This is a genomic window from Sulfitobacter sp. JL08 (assembly GCF_003352045.1).
Lineage (GTDB): Bacteria > Pseudomonadota > Alphaproteobacteria > Rhodobacterales > Rhodobacteraceae > JL08.
In genome coordinates this window covers 3157369-3174011 of the sequence record NZ_CP025815.1, presented here as the reverse complement: position 1 = coordinate 3174011, position 16643 = coordinate 3157369, and the positions used below count along the sequence as shown (strand labels likewise).

Here is a 16643-nt window from a genome sequence, read left to right as displayed (position 1 = left end):
CGCATCGTGGCTGCGCTGCTTTGGGCCGCGCAGCCGACCCTTTGAATATCCACGGAGAATTCCCCCATGAACAGCCCCACATCCGACGGTCTGCTGATCGTATCCGAAGACGTTTGCGCCAATGTTATCGGCCGCGACGATGCGTTCCGTGCCGTTGAAGACGTTTTTGGCGCAATGGCGCGCGGTGATGCCTACAACTTTCCGGTCATCCGCGAGGCGATCGGCTATGCTGACGCGCTTTACGGCTTCAAATCGGGCTTTGACAAGGCGGGTATGGCGCTGGGCGTGAAATCGGGCGGCTACTGGCCGGGCAATGCGGCCAAGGGCCTGACCAACCACCAATCGACGATTTTCCTGTTCGATCCCGATACGGGGCAATTGCGCGCGCTTGTGGGTGGCAATTACCTGACCGCGGTGCGCACGGCTGCATCGTCATCGGTTTCCATTGCGCATCTGGCGCGCAAGGACAGCAAGGTTCTGGGCATGGTCGGGGCAGGGCATCAATCCACCTTTCAATTGCGCGCCGCCGCAGAACAGCGCGATTTCGAAAAGGTCGTGGCGTGGAATTTCCATCCCGAAATGTTGCCGAACCTTGAAAAGGTCGCAGTCGAACTTGGGCTGGAATTCCAATCCGTCAGTCGCGAAGATCTGGGCGCACAGGCCGATGTGATCATCACCATCACCTCGGCGTTCGAGCCGTTGATGAAAAAAGACTGGATCAAACCCGGCACACATATCGCCTGCATGGGAACCGATACCGTTGGCAAACAAGAGGTTGATGCCGATCTGGTTGCGGCAGCAACAGTGTTCACTGACGAAATTGCACAATCGATTTCGCTGGGCGAGGCGCAACACGCCTTTGGTGCCGGCATGATCAATGAAAGCGACATCACCCCTATCGGCGCTGTTATCAACGGTGATCACGCGGGTCGCAGCAGCGATGACGAAATCACATTGTTCGACGGTACAGGCGTCGGGCTTCAGGATCTGGCCGTGGCGTCCGTGGCTGCGCGTTTGGCCCATGAACAGGGGCTGGCGACGCAGGTGGCGCTGTAAAGCGCGTCAACTGCTGGCAAGGTGTCGCGCGTCCCGGGCCATCACCTTGATCACATTGCGCGTCTGATCCGTGTCTTTCGGGTTGGACGCATTGCCATCCAGCGCGCGGCGCAGCACGCCTTGCAGGATTGCCAGCAGGCGGAAATACGAAAAAACCACATAGAATTTCCAGTTGTCAGGGCGGGCAATATTGCGCCGTTCACAGTATTGCGCCACATAATCCGCTTCTTCGGGCAGACCGGTGGCGGCGCGATCCACGCCGCCCAGCCCGCGAAAATGCCCTGTGTGGGGCAGTCGCCAGTGCATGCACTGATAGGCCAGATCGGCCAGCGGATGGCCCAATGTGCTCAACTCCCAGTCCAGCAGGGCAATCACATTCGTGCCGTTCCGTGAAAACATTATGTTATCAATGCGGTAATCACCGTGCACTATAGATGCGGCGCCATCGTCAGCGACCAGATTGTCCTCCAGCCAGGCGATCAGCCAGTCGGCATCGGGCAGGGGGGTGGTTTCGGCGGCCTTGTACTGGGATGACCAGCGCCCGATCTGGCGTGCGAAATAATTTCCGGGCCTGCCAAAATCCTGCAATCCGACGGCAACCGGATCAACCGAATGCAACGCGGCCAGAACCGCGTTCATCTGGTCATAAACTGCGCTGCGGTCCGGTTTGGTCAATTCTGGCAGGGCAGGATCCCAGAACACCCGCCCGTCGATATGCTCCATCACGAAAAACATCGTGCCAAGCGGTGTGTCTTCGCCGGACAGATGCAACATTTTCGGCACGGGTACATCCGTCCGTGCCAGCGCCTGCATGACGCGGTATTCCCGATCCACCTGATGCGCCGATTTCATCAGCTGGCCCGGCGGTTTGGCCCGCAGCACAAACTGTTGCCCCCCCGATCGCAGTCGGTATGTCGGATTGGATTGTCCGTCTGAAAATTTGTCGATGCTGTCCAGCGTCCTAAATCCGGCGACATGGGTGGCAAGATAGGTTTCCAGCGCGGCGTGATCGAAATTATGCATGGGGCCAGTCGGTTTCCGGTGATGGACAATGTGCCTTTCAGTCATCCATTATTTGGGTCAAAGGTAAAGACAGTCGCAGCACTACAGAAGGAAAGCCCGGTTTATGGATATGAATTTTTCGATGCGCCCCGAAATGCGCGACCTTCTGGGCCAGGTCACAGACATGATCCGCGACAAGGTGATCCCGCTTGAGCAGGAGTACCACGCCGAGATCAACAAGGGTGATCGGTGGACCTATACCACCCGTCAGGCGCAGATACTTGAAGGGTTAAAGGCCGATGCCAAGGTCGCGGGGCTGTGGAATTTCTGGCTGACCGACAGCGAAAAGGGCATTGGCCTGACCACCGTGGAATATGCCTATTTCGCCGAGGAAATGGGGAAAACCCCGCTTGGCGCCGAAGTGTTCAACTGTTCGGCGCCCGACACCGGCAACATGGAAGTGTTCGAACGCTACGGCACGCAAGAGATGAAGGATCAGTGGCTTGCGCCGCTGCTAGAGGGGCAGATCCGGTCTGCCTATCTGATGACGGAACCGGATGTGGCCAGTTCGGATGCGACCAATATCGCCATGTCCTGCGTACGCGACGGGGACGAATATGTTCTGAATGGTGAAAAGTGGTGGGCGACAGGCGCGGGCGATCCGCGCTGCAAGGTTTACATCGTCATGGTGAAAACCGCCGGAAACGAACAGCCCAAGCATCAGCGGCAATCGATGATCGTGGTTGATGCAGACAGCGACGGTATCGAAAAACTGCGCCCGATGGAGGTGTACGGCCACGATGATGCCCCCCACGGCCACATGCATTTCCGGTTCAAGGATGTGCGTGTGCCCGCACAAAACCTGCTGCTGGGCGAAGGGCGCGGGTTCGAGATTGCGCAAGGCCGACTGGGGCCGGGGCGTATCCATCACTGCATGCGCGCCATCGGTCAGGCCGAGGCCGCGCTGGAACAAATGTGCCGCCGTGCCCTTGCCCGCGAGGCATTCGGTAAAAATCTGGCCCAGCTGGGTGCCAATTACGACATTATTGCCGAATGCCGCATGGAAATCGAAATGGCCCGCCTGCTGTGCCTCAAGGCTGCGTGGTACATGGATCGCGGTGACAAACGTGCCGCCGCCCCGTGGATTTCGCAGATCAAGGTGGTGGCCCCGCGAGTCGCGCTGAAGGTGATCGACGAAGCGGTGCAGATGCATGGTGCGCAAGGGATTTCGCAAGACACGCCGCTGGCGCAGGCCTGGACCCATGTGCGTACCTTGCGGTTGGCTGATGGGCCGGACGCGGTGCATCGGCGACAAGTCGCGCGTGCGGAACTGCGCCGCTTTACACAGGAAAACGTCTAGGCTGGAATGACTTCACCAGGTATCAGGGCGTGGGGCATACGGTATGATGCAGACAGGAGACATACGTGACCCACTTTAATCTGGTCAAGGATTGCTATTCTTCGGCATGGCATCGCCGTCATCTTATCGTTCCCGTCTACATCGCACTGCGGCTGGCCGCCTATGCGGTAATCGTGCCCTTGTTGGGTGTCATGATCAATCTGGGCGTGTCTCTTTCGGATCAAAGCGCGCTGACGGATCAGGATATCGCACGGTTTTTGCTGACCCCTACAGGTTTCGTGGTGTGCATCGGGCTGGTCAGTATCCTGCTTCTGAACGAGGTGCTCAGCCTTGCTGTGATGACGGCGTTTTTGCGCGCGGAAAACGCAGGCGTCGCACAACCGGTCCGCACGGGTCTGGCCGCGATCCTCAGAAAAAGCAAATCGCTGATCCTGTTCTCTGTTTTGCTGGTGTTGCGGGTTACATTTATCGCGGTTCCGTTCTTGCTGGCGTGCCTGTTGGCTGTTGGCGTGTTCCTGTCCGAATTTGATATCAATTATTATCTGTCGGCCCGCCCGCCGGAATTTTACAAGGCAGCGGCAGTGATTATACCCCTGCTGCTGATTATGGGCTGGTTGCTGCTGTCGCAGCTTTCAGTCTGGGCTTTGTCGCTTCATTTTGTCGTCTTCGGTGAAACGTCACCGCGCGGTGCGTTTGGCATCAGCGCGCGCAGCATGGCCGGTGATAGGACCAAACTGATTGGCCAGATTGCGATCTGGGTCTTGCTGCGGGCCATCGCAATGGGTGTGCTTGCGCTGATTTTCGGCCTTGCGATTGGGGTGATCCCGATCCGTCTCGGCGCGGGATTGCGCACGGCGCTGGTTCTGATCCTTGTGCTGGCGGGTCTTTGGATGCTGATGCGTCTTGTTGTGGCGGGTGTGTCAGTTGGCGCGCTGGCCAAGCTTCTGAACCGGCATTTTGACAAAGTGGGCGGCGGTGCATCCCTGCCGGTGCCTGACACGCAAAAAACATCCGCGATCAAAAAGGCAGTACTTGCAATCATCGTGCTGGTGCCGCTTGGGCTGATCTCCGGCGCGTTTCTTCTGGACAGGGTCACGACAACGGACAGCATTGAAATCATTGCCCACCGTGGTGCGGCAGGCAGCCGTCCGGAAAACACGCTCGCCTCGGTCCAGAAAGGGATCGAGGATCGGGCAGACTGGATCGAGATTGACGTGCAGGAAACGGCAGACGGCGAGATTGTCGTGGTCCATGACAGCGACCTGATGAAGCTGGCGGGCGTCAACCTCAAGATCTGGGATTCGACGCTGGAAGATCTTGAGGAAATAGATATCGGAAGCTGGTTTGATCCCGCTTATGACGATCAGCGTACACCGCTTTTGCGCGATGTTCTGGAACTGGCCAAGGGCAAGTCAAAGGTTCTGATCGAACTGAAATACTACGGCCACGATATCGCTCTGGAAGAACGGGTGGCCCGCGTCGTCGAAGACATGGAAATGCAGGACCAGATTGCCATCATGTCGCTGAAGTATCCCGCGATCCAGAAAATGCAGGAATTGCGGCCAACATGGCGCACCGGCGTTCTGGCGGCCAGCTCTGTCGGCAATACGGCAAAACTGGATGGTGATTTCATCGCCATAAGTCAGGGTTTTGCATCGTCCAGTCTGATCCGGGCCACGCAATCTGCGGGCAAGGATATCTATGTCTGGACGGTCAATGATCCGCTGGACATGTCCAAGATGATTTCCAAAGGTGTGAACGGGCTGATCACGGATGAACCGGCGCTTGTCCATCAGGTGTTGGCGTTCCGCGCCGGGCTCAGCACGCCCGAACGGCTGCTCTTGTGGCTTTCCGAGGCGCTGGGGCTTGAGTTCAACACAAAGGCCTATCGCGATGATCAGCCTTAAGCCGTATCTGGCGCTGGCGGCCTGTCTGCTTGCGGGTGTCGCTGCCGCACAGACAGAAGATGAAGGCGGGCTGTCACGCAGTCTGGAATTGCCGGCGCACAAAGCGTTGCAATCCGTAATCGCCCGGAGCGACACTGAATTGGCCCTGTTCGCGACCGACGGGTGCAGTGGTGGCCTGTCACGGGTGTGGGATCTGGTGGCCGAAACCTTTCCCGATTTTCAGGACACCCACGACAATGAACCACCTTGGCAGGGATGCTGTGTGACCCATGATCGCGCCTATCACAATGCCGGCGAAGCGCAGGATGCGGCCGCAAGTTTCAGCGCGCGGTTACGTGCGGATCAGGCCCTGCGCGGTTGTGTGATCGAAACCGCCGATACGCGCATGGACGACCTGATCGCGCTTTACGATGTGGAAGAGGGTCAGGTGCGCTCGGCCTATAACACCATCGCAGGTGCGATGTATCTGGCGGTGCGTTTCGGTGGCGCACCCTGTTCCGGCCTGCCATGGCGGTGGGGGTACGGCTATCCGCAATGCTCGGTTCTGACCGGGGCGTTTGACTGATGTAATTTCCGTTTGCGTCCCTTTGATTTTCTGGTCAATGTTCCGGTCATGCCAGCCCCACTGATAGATAATCTGCAATACGCCAACTTTTCGCCCGCGATCTTTAAACAGATGCGCGTCGGCGGGGTTGATGCGGTGCACGTGACAATCGCCTATCACGAAACGTTCCGCGAAATGGTTCTGAACCTGGAACAGTGGAACCGCTGGTTTGAAACCCATTCCGATCTGATTTTCAAAGGCACCACGGCCGCCGATGTGGCCCTTGCCCAACAAACCGGTCGCACGGCGATCTTTTTCGGATTTCAGAACCCCAGCCCGATCGAGGACGATATCGGCCTGATCGAGATTTGCCACCAGTTGGGCGTGCGCTTCATGCAGTTGACCTATAACAATCAATCGCTTCTGGCGACGGGTTGTTACGAAGACGAAGACACCGGCCTGACCCGGTTTGGCAAACAGGCCGTGACTGAAATGAACCGCGTCGGGCTGGTTGTGGATATGTCGCATTCTGCCGAACGTTCGACGCTTGAGGCGATTGACCATTCCACGCGCCCGATCGCGATCACTCATGCCAATCCGCACTGGTGGCACGCGGCCCTGCGCAACAAATCCGATAAGGTGTTAAAGGCGCTGACAGGGGCAGGGGGCATGTTGGGGTTCTCCGTCTATCCGCACCATCTGGCGGGCGGACCGGCCTGCACACTGGATAGTTTTTGCAGCATGATCGCCGAAGCGGCGGATCGGTACGGTGCGGAAAACCTGGGGATTGGAACGGACCTGTGTCAGGACCAGCCCGACAGAATCGTCGAGTGGATGCGCGTCGGGCGCTGGTCAAAGGTGATGGATTACGGCGAAGGCTCAGCCAGCAATGCAGGGTTTCCGCCCATGCCTGACTGGTTCAACGACAACCGCGATTTCGGGAACATCCGTCAGGGTCTGGCGTCTGCCGGTTTTGCCGCAGACGAAGTTGACGGTATCATGGGCGGCAACTGGTTGCGGTTTTATGAAACATCATTCGGAGCGTTAGAGTGAAGGATTTTCCTGCTGATCCCGGTGTCCCGCTGCGCGCGCCGGATCAGGTGATGCGGCTTGAGCGCATGGGCGCATCTTTTCCGACGCGCCTGTCATTCCTGCGCACCCTGATGCGGCAGTTGCGCGACGAAGGTGCGCGCGTCACCCGCCCTGTCTGGTCGATTGACGCGGACGGGTTCGGCCATGCGGTTTATTCGGTTGATCTGGGTGGGTACACCTATTCGCTGGTTGCGGTATCGACCTATCTGCCACCCGATCAGCGGACAGATCGTGTTATCGCAACGGCGTGGGATACGTCTTATGTTCTTTATGACGGTGTGCCATCCGCGGACGAGGTTGCCCGCATCTGCCGCGCCGCCCCCCAGCAGGAGGCCGCGCGCTTTGAAGAGCGTGATCTGGTTCTGTCCCGCGCGAACAAGTCCGTGCGCCTGTTTGCCCATGTTGTCGACGCGCTGCGCGCGGGGCAGCAGCCGGATCAGACGATGATCCGCGACATCGGCTATCTGATGCGGACGACAGCCGTTTACGGCAATGGCAAATTCGGGATCGCGGACCGCGCCCGGATCGCGGATCGCCCCGGATTGGGCGGCCCGTTCATGGCCGAAATGCTGACCGTCTGGCTGATCCGTGGCTTTACCCATGATCTGGTCGAACATATGGGCGGTGCGCAACTGGATGTCGGGTTGAAACGGCATCTGGGCATCGGCAATTCCACCGGGCTGGGCATGGCGCCGTTTCTGGTATCCCATCCCTTGTTGCTGGATGCGTGGATGCAGGTGCGTGAAACCGCACTGGCCCGCGTGCGCAGCGTTGAATTCCTGAGTATAGAGCAGATAGAACATCTTTACAGTCTGGCCCCGCGCGTGGCTCAGCATCTGGCCGAATGGCAGGTGCCCGATCCGCAGGCGCAAGCAGCAATTGATGTTTTGCGCCGCGAATGGCCACAGGTCACCGCCAGCCTGACACCGGATGCGATGACTGCCGCCTTTCCGATTGATGCGCTGATCAAGGACAGTGCGCGCTGGTCCGTCGAGATGCAGGAACTGATTGTTGCCTTTGTACTGGAACCGTTTGGCGATCTTGTCGATGGGCTAGCCGATTGCATGGCCACGCCCTTTACCCCGCAACTGGACCCGCAAATGGGGCTGGATCAACTGCGCGATATCCTGAAAACCCGCTGGGATTGGGCGTTGACGCCGGATTACACGCAGCGCGAAAATTGCGCGCAATTCTGGTACGTGTCGGAAGAAAAGCTGGAGCCGCGCCTTGGCAACCGGTTTGCCGAAGACGGTGCCGATCTGGAAAGCCCGCTGGATATTGCAAGGCAGGTCAAGGCGTTGTGGGCCGATCTTGAAGGCGCGACTGGCGATGTCGCCGGCTTTCTTCGGGCGCATCCGCAACACCGGTCTGCGCTGCGACGGGTTCAGACACTGGAGCGCCACCCCTATGCGGAAATCCGCGACAACCTGATTGGTGCGCAGTGCCGCCCGATTGATATGCTGCGCTGCAAACTGTCCTTTTTCGGGGCGGCAAAATTCGATCCGAAATCGGATCGCTGGACACGGATCAATCTGGCGCAAGGCGCGCCGCTGTTTGATGAACTGTCCCGCGCCGATGATTGGTTCCTGCCGCATTTCGGACTGGTATGAAACGCTCGGTCAATGAAATACAGGGGCTTGTTCTCAAGGCTGCGCGCGGGGCGGGTGTGCCACTGGGTATCGCCGAAGACTTGTGGGTGGCTGTTCCGTTCATATTGAAAAACAATGCGCTGAGTGATGTTGTTGATGTGCTGGAAGGGGCGTCCTTTGTACCGTTGCAAGATGCCGTTTCGGCACTGGATGCGCGTCAATGCGGACAGGATGCAGTCGCGCCCTCCGGGTTGTTGCCTGCACTTTACGACGCCATGGCGGCGGCACGCGGGGTATTGCCGGACTGCAATACCGAACCGGCATCAGGCGCGCAGGATGTGTCTGGTCAGGTCTGGGCCCGCCTGAATGTACTGGCGAAACGCACCTATGTGCCCAGTTCGGAAGAATCGCGCGCCGCAGGTGCCGGTGCGGGCCTTACGGACAACGATTAAAACGCTGTTATATCAGTGCCCTGCGCAAAAGGATTCACGTCGTATTGGACCGAATGCAGATACAACCCATGCGGCGGGCACACCGGCCCACAGGCGCCGCGCGCGCGAGCATCAAGCGCTGATTTGACATCTTCGGGCTGCCACGATCCTGCCCCGACGCGTTCCAGTGTTCCGACAAAACTGCGCACCTGATTGTGCAGAAAGGATCGCGCCCGCACATCGAAATGCACCTCGCGTCCTGCCATCGTGGTGACCTGCCGGATATCCAGGCGATCCAGCGTCTTCACCGGACTGTCGGCCTGACATATGGTTGAGCGAAAGGTTGTAAAGTCATGGTTTCCAACTAGAAAGCCGGCAGCGTTTTGCATTGCTTCAACGTCCAGTTCATGCGCGACCTGCCAGACCAGACCGTTGAAATGGGCGCTGGGCGCGCGACGCATCAGGATGCGGAACAGATAGCGCCGTTCGCGTGCGGAAAACCGGGCGTGCCAGTCATCGGGCACGATGGCGCAGTCCAGAATGGCAACGGGCGCGGGTTTCAGATGGTAGTTCAACGCTTCGGACAGGCGGAACGGGTCCCAGTCCCGCTCCAGATCGCAATGCGCCACCTGGCCCAGACCATGTACACCTGCATCGGTGCGTCCGGCGGCAGCGATTGCATGATCACGCGGTTCCAGTTTGGCCAGCGCGGCCTCGATCGCGCCCTGCACAGACGGCTGGTCCTTTTGCCTTTGCCATCCTGCAAAAGGCTTGCCGTGATATTCAACTTTCAGTGCATAGCGGGGCATATCTGTGCCTTAAACTGACGGGACGTGCCGGGCAATCCCCACTGGTAACCGCGCCTGGCACACCCTATCTTGCGACAACGCAGAAACAGGGGCAGTAATTTGGTCATTTCAACGATTGCGGGCGGTATCTGGCGCGGCGTCGAAAACGTGCAGGATACGGTTTCCGAAACGTTTTTCGAACCTGTCATCAGGCTGGGCGTGACCGGTCTTGCCCGGTCGGGCAAGACGGTGTTCATCACATCGCTGGTGGCCAACCTGATGGATCGCGGGCGGATGCACGGCCTTATCGCTGCAGCCGAAGGCCGCATCAGCGCTGCCTATCTGCAACCACAACCGGACGATACGGTGCCCCGCTTTGATTATGAAACGCATATCGGGGCGCTCACGGCAAAAACGCCCCACTGGCCCGACAGCACCCGCGCGGTCAGCGAATTGCGCCTGTCTCTGCGGGTCCGCCCAAAGGGGCTGTTGTCGGGGTTGCAGGGGCCACGCACGGTGCACATTGATATCGTCGATTATCCCGGTGAATGGCTGCTGGATCTGGCGCTGCTGGACAAATCCTATAGCGAATGGTCCCGCGATGTACTGGATCGGATCAGGAACCGGCCACAAGCCGCAGAGTACATCGCGCAGATGTCGACCGTTGATGGTACTGCACCTCTGGACGAAATGCAGGCCAAAGCGCTGGCTGCCAGCTTTACCGCCTATCTGCAGGCCGCGCGGGGCGACGGGTTTTATGATTGCACGCCGGGGCGGTTCCTGTTGCCCGGTGATCTGGAAGGATCGCCGGTGCTGACATTTGCGCCGCTGCCGGATTGTGGCGCGATGCCGCGAAAATCGCTGATCCGTGAAATGGAACGCCGCTACGAAGCTTACAAATCGCAAGTGGTAAAGCCGTTTTTTCGCGATCACTTTGCGCGGATCGACCGGCAGGTCGTTCTGGTGGATGCGTTGGGCGCGATCCACAAAGGCCCGCAGGCGGTCGAGGATATGCGCCACGCGATGGCGGATTTGCTGTCCGCCTTTCGCCCCGGACGCAATGCGTTCCTGACACGGCTGCTGTTGGGCAAACGGGTGGAAAAAATCCTGTTTGCGGCCACCAAGGCGGATCATCTGCACCACACGCAACACCAAAGCCTGACCGCAATCATGGAGGCGCTGACCCGCGAGGCGCGGGATCGTGCGCGTTTTGCCGGAGCGCAAACAGCGGCGATGTCCATCGCGTCGCTGCGCGCCACGGTCGAGGAAACCCGCCAGCACAATGGCAAAGACCTCAATCTGGTGCGCGGTACCTTGCTTGAGACTGGAAAGCAGGCCGCGTTTTATCCCGGTGCATTGCCGCAAGATCCAGCGCATCTTCTGGGGCCGGCGCGTGACGGCGCGCAAAAATGGCTGGATGAAGATTATCAGGTGATGTCCTTTGCACCCGCGCCGCTGACCCTTAAACTAGGCGATGGTCCGCCCCATATCCGGTTGGACAGGGCGGCAGAGTTTCTGATCGGGGATATGCTGTGACGGTGTCTCTGGATGCGGCGCGGCCGCTGGATGCAGGTGCTGTTGGCGCGATCCTGTCACGGGCGACGGATGATGCGCCGTGGCTTCCCCGCGTGCACAGCCGTGCGCAGGAAATCCGCTTTGCGGCAGACATGATTGATGCGGGCTGGGTTCAGGTCGCACGTCGCAACGGGGCCATTGCCGGTTTCCTGTCGCGCAACGGGGCCGACATTCACGGGTTGTACCTTGATCCGTCGGTGCAGCGACAGGGCTTGGGGCGTGCGTTTGTTCAGGCCGCACAGGCGGTTGAACCTGCGTTGCGGTTGTGGGTCTATCAGGCCAACATGAACGCGCAGGCGTTTTACCGCGCGCTGGGGTTTTGCGAAACGCAGCGCACGGACGGGTCCGGGAACGATGCGGGGCTGCCCGACATCCGGTTTGAATGGCAAAGAGAGGCAGGCTGACATGGCACAGGGTCCGGTCTTGATCGAACTTGATGACAAACCGGTAACGGATGTTGCGGATGCACCGCCAGTGCCTGATCTGGGGGTGCCAACCCCGGACGGGCGCGCGATGCAGGCTGCGGCACGGCTGGCGACGCGCAAACCATCGCGTTTGGCGCGCTGGTTCTGGGGACTGTTGGCCGCGCTGGTCAGCGCGATGGTGTCGCTGGCCGCATGGAACTTTGTAACGGCGCTGGTGGCCAGCAATCCGCTGCTTGGCTGGGCCATGACCGGGCTGATCGGCGCCTTTGTTCTGGTGCTGCTGGCCATTGCCCTGCGCGAGGCGGCGGCGTTTTCGCGGCTGGCGCGTATCGACAGCCTGCGCCACGGCGCAACCCAGGCGCTTGCCGGGAACGATCTGGCGGCGGCACGCGATGTGGTTGGCAAACTGAACGCGCTTTACCGGCATCGCGATGATACAAGTTGGGGCCGTGATCGATTGGCGGAACGGCAGGGCGACCAGTTCGATGCAGAAAGCCTGATCGGGCTGGCCGAAGCCGAGGTTCTGGCACCGCTGGACATTGCCGCCAGCCGCGAGGTTGAGGCTGCGGCGCGACAGGTCGCCACCGTGACGGCGCTGGTGCCGATTGCGCTGGCGGATGTGGTTGCGGCTCTGACGGCCAATCTGCGCATGATCCGCCGCATCGCCGAAGTCTATGGCGGGCGGTCCGGCACCTTGGGAAGCTGGCGGCTGACTCGTGCGGTGCTGTCGCATCTGGTGGCCACGGGGGCCGTGGCCGTGGGCGATGACATGCTGGAACCGTTTCTGGGCGGGTCAATCCTTGGCAAGCTGTCGCGCCGCTTTGGCGAAGGATTGGTGAACGGGGCGTTGACGGTCCGTGTTGGTGTGGCCGCGATTGAGGTTTGCCGCCCGCTGCCCTTTACCCGCGCCAAGCGCCCGTCTGTGCGCGGCATTGTGAAACGCAGCCTGACCGGGCTGTTCGGCTCTGCCAAGGCCCCTGACGCCCCGGTTTGATCTGGCGCAGAGCGCGCGGTTGGCAAACTGGTCATAAACACCCCTGTTAGCCAAACAGGGGACCAGATATGCCGGATCACGGACATAGCCAGCACGAGATTGAAGCCCGCATCGAAAGCGCCACCGGCCACGGTGTGTTGCGCGATACGGTTTATGGCGCGATTGACGGCGCGGTCACGACCTTTGCGATCGTTGCTGGTGTTGCGGGGGCAGGGCTTTCGCCTTTTGTGATTGTCGCATTGGGGCTGGCCAATGTTCTGGCCGACGGCTTTTCCATGGCGGCGGGCAACTATTCGGGCACCAAGGCCGAAAAAGACAACATGCTGCGCCTGCGGGCGGTGGAAGAACGCCACATTGCCACCAATCCCGAAGGCGAAAGACGCGAGCTGCGCCATATCCTGTCCCTTAAGGGTTTAAGTGGCGATGTGCTGGAACAGGCCACCGATGAAATTGCCCGCCATCATGACAACTGGATCGAACTGATGCTCGAGGGCGAATACGGCCTGTCCAACACCATGCCGCATCCGATGCGCGGAGCGCTGGCCACGTTCGGTGCCTTTCTGGTGGCGGGCATGATCCCGCTGCTGCCGTTTCTGTTCGGCGTGCAGAACGCCTTTGTTGTATCCTCGGGCATGACGCTGGCGGTGTTCTTTGCGATTGGCGCGCTCAAAAGCAAATGGTCGCTTGAACCGTGGTGGCGATCGGGTATCGAAACCTTTCTGATTGGCGGGTTGGCGGCGGGCATCGCCTATTTTGTCGGGTCGTTGTTTCACGTCTGACGGTGCGGCATTGCGGGCCTCTGGACGCGGCGGATGCGCGGGCCTATAACGCGCCCATGACCCGCCCGACCGCGATCATTATTCGAATTATATCCCCCGGCGTTTGATCTTTCCAAACGGCCGGGACACAGGTGTTTGATCCTTCGCACCGCCCCTTTCACACATCAGACACTTCTATCCAAGGACGCCCGCCATGTGCGCCGACACGCCCCAGACACCCGATTACAAATCAACGCTGAACCTGCCCAAAACCGATTTTCCGATGCGCGCGGGCCTGCCCAACCGCGAACCCGGCTGGTTGGAGCGCTGGGAAAAAATCGGTGTCTATGACCGCTTGCGCGAAAAACAGGGGCGTACGCCCTTTACGCTGCACGATGGCCCCCCCTATGCCAACGGGCATCTGCATATCGGCCACGCCCTGAACAAGACGATCAAGGACATGATCGTGCGCAGCCACCAGATGATGGGCTTTGATGCGCGTTACATCCCCGGTTGGGATTGTCACGGCCTGCCGATCGAATGGAAGATCGAAGAACAGTACCGCCAAAAGGGCAAGAACAAGGACGAGGTGCCGATCAACGATTTCCGCGCCGAATGCCGCAAATTCGCCGCCGGTTGGGTCGATATCCAGCGCGAGGAATTCAAGCGTCTGGGCGTCACCGGCAACTGGGCCGATCCGTATCTGACGATGGATTTCCACGCCGAACGCGTGATCGCCGAGGAATTCATGAAATTCCTGATGAACGGCACGCTCTATCAGGGATCAAAGCCGGTGATGTGGTCACCGGTGGAAAAAACCGCACTGGCCGAGGCCGAGGTGGAATATCACGACAAGGAAAGCTTTACGATCTGGGTAAAGTTTGCCGTGCACAAGACGGACAATCCTGCACTTGAGGGCGCGCAAGTGGTGATCTGGACCACAACGCCGTGGACAATGCCATCCAACAAAGCCGTCGTATTCTCAAACGATATTTCATACGGCATCTACGAAGTGACAGATGCGCCCGAAGACAACTGGGTCAAGACCGGTGAAAGGTTTCTGCTGGCCGACAAGCTGGCCGAAGATGTCTTGGGCAAGGCGCGCGTTGAAGCTTTCAAGCGCGTTGGCGATGCGGGCGATCTTTCCGGCACATCCTTGCGCCACCCCCTTGCCGGCGCCGAAGATGGCAAGGGCGAATGGGATGACCCCCGCGATTTCCGCGCCGCCGATTTCGTCACCGATGACGAAGGCACAGGTTTTGTGCATTGCGCCCCGTCCCACGGGCTTGAGGAATACGAGCTTTACCGCGATCTGGGCATGCTGGGGCAGGTGATCACCTACAACGTCACCGAAGACGGCACATTCCGGTCTGACCTGCCGTTTTTCGGCGGCAAGGCCATCCTGAAGCCGAACGGCAAGGAAGGCGATGCAAACACCGCCGTGATCAACAAGCTGGCCGAAGTGGGCGGGTTGTTCGCGCGCGGCAAGATCAAGCACAGCTATCCCCATTCGTGGCGATCCAAGGCGCCGGTGATCTACCGCAACACACCGCAATGGTTCGCCGCCATCGACAAACCTGTGGGTGATGGGCAGGACACGTTCGGCAAAACCATCCGGGAACGTGCGCTGACCGAAATCGACAACGTCAAATGGACCCCGAAATCGGGCCGCAACCGGTTGTATTCCATGATCGAATCGCGCCCTGACTGGGTGTTGTCACGCCAGCGCGCATGGGGTGTGCCGCTGACCTGCTTTACCAAGGTCGGCGCGCTGCCCACCGATGATGATTTCCTGTTGCGCAATCCTGCAGTGAACATGCGTATCATCGAAGCGTTTGAAACCGAAGGCGCGGATGCCTGGTACGAAGACGGTGCCAAGGAACGGTTCCTGAACGGTATCGTGAACCCCGAGGAATATACCCAGGTCACCGATATTCTGGACGTGTGGTTTGATTCCGGATCAACCCATGCCTTTACCCTGCGCGACCGTGTCGATGGCACCAAGGACGGCATCGCCGATGTCTACATGGAAGGCACCGACCAGCATCGCGGCTGGTTCCATTCGTCGCTGTTGCAATCGGTCGGCACCACCGGGCACGCGCCTTATCGCAATGTGGTGACGCATGGGTTCACGCTGGACGAAAAGGGCATGAAAATGTCCAAGTCGCTGGGCAACACCATCGTGCCCGAAACCATCGTCAAACAATATGGCGCGGATATTCTGCGTCTGTGGGTGGCGCAGACCGATTATACCGCGGATCAGCGGATCGGGCCGGAAATCCTGAAAGGTGTGGCCGACAGTTACCGCCGGTTGCGCAACACCATGCGCTTTATGCTGGGCGCGCTGGATCAGTTCGACGAAGCGGATCGTGTTGATCCTGCCGACATGCCCGAACTGGAACGCTGGGTGCTGCACCGCGTGGCCGAATTGGACAAGGTTGTGCGCGACGGATACGCCGCTTTCGATTTTCAGGGCGTGTTTCAGGCGGTGTTTACCTTTGCGACAGTCGATCTCTCGGCGTTCTATTTCGATATCCGCAAGGATGTTCTGTATTGCGACGGCGACACCGATCGCCGCCGCGCCGCGCGCACGGTTCTGGATATCCTGTTCCACCGACTGACAACATGGCTTGCGCCGGTTCTGGTGTTCACCATGGAAGAGGTCTGGCTGGAGCGGTTCCCCGGCGATGACAGTTCGGTGCACCTGATCGATATGCCGCAAACACCTGCCGCCTGGGCAAACCCCGATCTGGCCGCAAAATGGGCCAAGGTACGCGCCGCGCGCCGTGCGGTGACCGCCGCGCTGGAAATCCAGCGCAGCGACAAGGTGATCGGCGCCTCGCTTGAGGCGGCACCGGTGGTCCATATCGAAGATGCCACCATGCTGGCGGCGCTGAAATCGGTGGCCTTTGATGATCTGTGTATCACGTCTGCCATTTCGCTTACCGCCGATCCTGCCCCTGCCGAAGCGTTCCACCTGCCCGAAGTGCCGGGTGTGGGGGTCGTTTTTGAAAAAGCGACCGGCGAAAAATGCCAGCGCTGCTGGAAAATTCTGCCGGATGTCGGCAGTCACACACATCCGGGTGTATGCAAACGGTGCGACAGCGCGCTTGCCTGATCAC

General features: G+C 59.6%; 14 protein-coding genes. 12 read left to right on the top strand and 2 right to left on the bottom strand.

All coding sequences use genetic code 11. The features are described 5' to 3' along the window. Positions 1 to 66: 66 nt before the first annotated feature. Positions 67 to 1056: an iminosuccinate reductase BhcD gene (gene bhcD / locus C1J05_RS15650; protein ID WP_114871066.1), complete on the top strand. Its 990-nt coding sequence runs from the start codon at positions 67 to 69 to the stop codon at positions 1054 to 1056. Between the two features lie 6 nt (positions 1057 to 1062). On the opposite strand, the gene C1J05_RS15645 is transcribed toward bhcD, so the two are convergent. Further along, positions 1063 to 2079, bottom strand: coding sequence for a phosphotransferase family protein (locus C1J05_RS15645; protein ID WP_114871065.1), 1017 nt, complete (start codon positions 2077 to 2079; stop codon positions 1063 to 1065). Between the two features lie 103 nt (positions 2080 to 2182). Here C1J05_RS15645 and C1J05_RS15640 point away from each other — a divergent pair, with 103 nt between their 5' ends. From C1J05_RS15640 to C1J05_RS21750, 6 genes are all read left to right on the top strand, one after another. Next, positions 2183 to 3418 (top strand): acyl-CoA dehydrogenase family protein, encoded by a 1236-nt coding sequence (locus C1J05_RS15640; RefSeq protein WP_114871064.1) that lies wholly within the window; start codon positions 2183 to 2185, stop codon positions 3416 to 3418. A 65-nt stretch (positions 3419 to 3483) separates the two neighbouring features. After that, the gene (locus C1J05_RS15635; RefSeq protein WP_114871063.1) at positions 3484 to 5325 is read left to right on the top strand and encodes a glycerophosphodiester phosphodiesterase; all 1842 of its coding nucleotides are present in this window, start codon (positions 3484 to 3486) and stop codon (positions 5323 to 5325) included. Then, entirely contained in the window at positions 5312 to 5890 is a 579-nt protein-coding gene (locus C1J05_RS15630; protein WP_254684623.1) for a hypothetical protein, read from the top strand. The genes C1J05_RS15635 and C1J05_RS15630 overlap by 14 nt, the downstream gene beginning before the upstream one ends. A gap of 48 nt (positions 5891 to 5938) precedes the next feature. Then, positions 5939 to 6922 carry a membrane dipeptidase gene (locus tag C1J05_RS15625; protein ID WP_114872365.1) on the top strand — a complete coding sequence of 328 codons (984 nt, stop codon included), beginning with the start codon at positions 5939 to 5941 and terminating at the stop codon, positions 6920 to 6922. A 50-nt stretch (positions 6923 to 6972) separates the two neighbouring features. Then, on the top strand, positions 6973 to 8571 hold the full coding sequence (locus tag C1J05_RS15620) for a hypothetical protein (RefSeq protein ID WP_114872364.1): 1599 nt from the start codon (positions 6973 to 6975) through the stop codon (positions 8569 to 8571). Next, positions 8568 to 9002, top strand: coding sequence for a DUF3726 domain-containing protein (locus C1J05_RS21750; RefSeq protein WP_205388974.1), 435 nt, complete (start codon positions 8568 to 8570; stop codon positions 9000 to 9002). Before C1J05_RS15620 ends, C1J05_RS21750 begins: the two co-directional genes overlap by 4 nt. On the opposite strand, the gene truA is transcribed toward C1J05_RS21750, so the two are convergent. Further along, on the bottom strand, positions 8999 to 9790 hold the full coding sequence (gene truA / locus C1J05_RS15610) for a tRNA pseudouridine(38-40) synthase TruA (protein WP_114871062.1): 792 nt from the start codon (positions 9788 to 9790) through the stop codon (positions 8999 to 9001). The genes C1J05_RS21750 and truA overlap by 4 nt on opposite strands. Positions 9791 to 9889: 99 nt before the next feature. On the opposite strand from truA, the gene C1J05_RS15605 reads away from it, so the two are divergent. From C1J05_RS15605 to ileS, 5 genes are all read left to right on the top strand, one after another. Continuing rightward, positions 9890 to 11305 (top strand): YcjX family protein, encoded by a 1416-nt coding sequence (locus C1J05_RS15605; protein WP_114871061.1) that lies wholly within the window; start codon positions 9890 to 9892, stop codon positions 11303 to 11305. Further along, on the top strand, positions 11302 to 11748 hold the full coding sequence (locus C1J05_RS15600; RefSeq protein ID WP_114871060.1) for a GNAT family N-acetyltransferase: 447 nt from the start codon (positions 11302 to 11304) through the stop codon (positions 11746 to 11748). The genes C1J05_RS15605 and C1J05_RS15600 overlap by 4 nt, the downstream gene beginning before the upstream one ends. Before the next feature lies 1 nt (position 11749). Continuing rightward, positions 11750 to 12763 (top strand): YcjF family protein, encoded by a 1014-nt coding sequence (locus C1J05_RS15595; RefSeq protein WP_114871059.1) that lies wholly within the window; start codon positions 11750 to 11752, stop codon positions 12761 to 12763. Between the two features lie 68 nt (positions 12764 to 12831). Next, complete coding sequence (locus C1J05_RS15590) at positions 12832 to 13542, top strand: VIT1/CCC1 transporter family protein (protein ID WP_114871058.1); 711 nt, start codon at positions 12832 to 12834, stop codon at positions 13540 to 13542. Between the two features lie 193 nt (positions 13543 to 13735). Further along, positions 13736 to 16639, top strand: a complete 2904-nt coding sequence (ileS, locus tag C1J05_RS15585) for an isoleucine--tRNA ligase (RefSeq protein ID WP_114871057.1) — start codon at positions 13736 to 13738, stop codon at positions 16637 to 16639. Positions 16640 to 16643 lie beyond the last annotated feature (4 nt).

Excerpts from the sequence above, each read along its gene's own strand:
- C1J05_RS15595 (WP_114871059.1), top strand. The coding sequence starts at position 11,750 with ATGGCACAGGGTCCGGTCTTGATCGAACTTGATGACAAACCGGTAACG.
- ileS (WP_114871057.1), top strand. The coding sequence starts at position 13,736 with ATGTGCGCCGACACGCCCCAGACACCCGATTACAAATCAACGCTGAAC.
- C1J05_RS15590 (WP_114871058.1), top strand. The coding sequence starts at position 12,832 with ATGCCGGATCACGGACATAGCCAGCACGAGATTGAAGCCCGCATCGAA.
- C1J05_RS21750 (WP_205388974.1), top strand. The coding sequence starts at position 8,568 with ATGAAACGCTCGGTCAATGAAATACAGGGGCTTGTTCTCAAGGCTGCG.
- C1J05_RS15645 (WP_114871065.1), bottom strand. The coding sequence starts at position 2,079 with ATGCATAATTTCGATCACGCCGCGCTGGAAACCTATCTTGCCACCCAT.
- bhcD (WP_114871066.1), top strand. The coding sequence starts at position 67 with ATGAACAGCCCCACATCCGACGGTCTGCTGATCGTATCCGAAGACGTT.
- C1J05_RS15620 (WP_114872364.1), top strand. The coding sequence starts at position 6,973 with ATGCGGCTTGAGCGCATGGGCGCATCTTTTCCGACGCGCCTGTCATTC.
- truA (WP_114871062.1), bottom strand. The coding sequence starts at position 9,790 with ATGCCCCGCTATGCACTGAAAGTTGAATATCACGGCAAGCCTTTTGCA.
- C1J05_RS15625 (WP_114872365.1), top strand. The coding sequence starts at position 5,939 with ATGCCAGCCCCACTGATAGATAATCTGCAATACGCCAACTTTTCGCCC.
- C1J05_RS15630 (WP_254684623.1), top strand. The coding sequence starts at position 5,312 with ATGATCAGCCTTAAGCCGTATCTGGCGCTGGCGGCCTGTCTGCTTGCG.
- C1J05_RS15640 (WP_114871064.1), top strand. The coding sequence starts at position 2,183 with ATGGATATGAATTTTTCGATGCGCCCCGAAATGCGCGACCTTCTGGGC.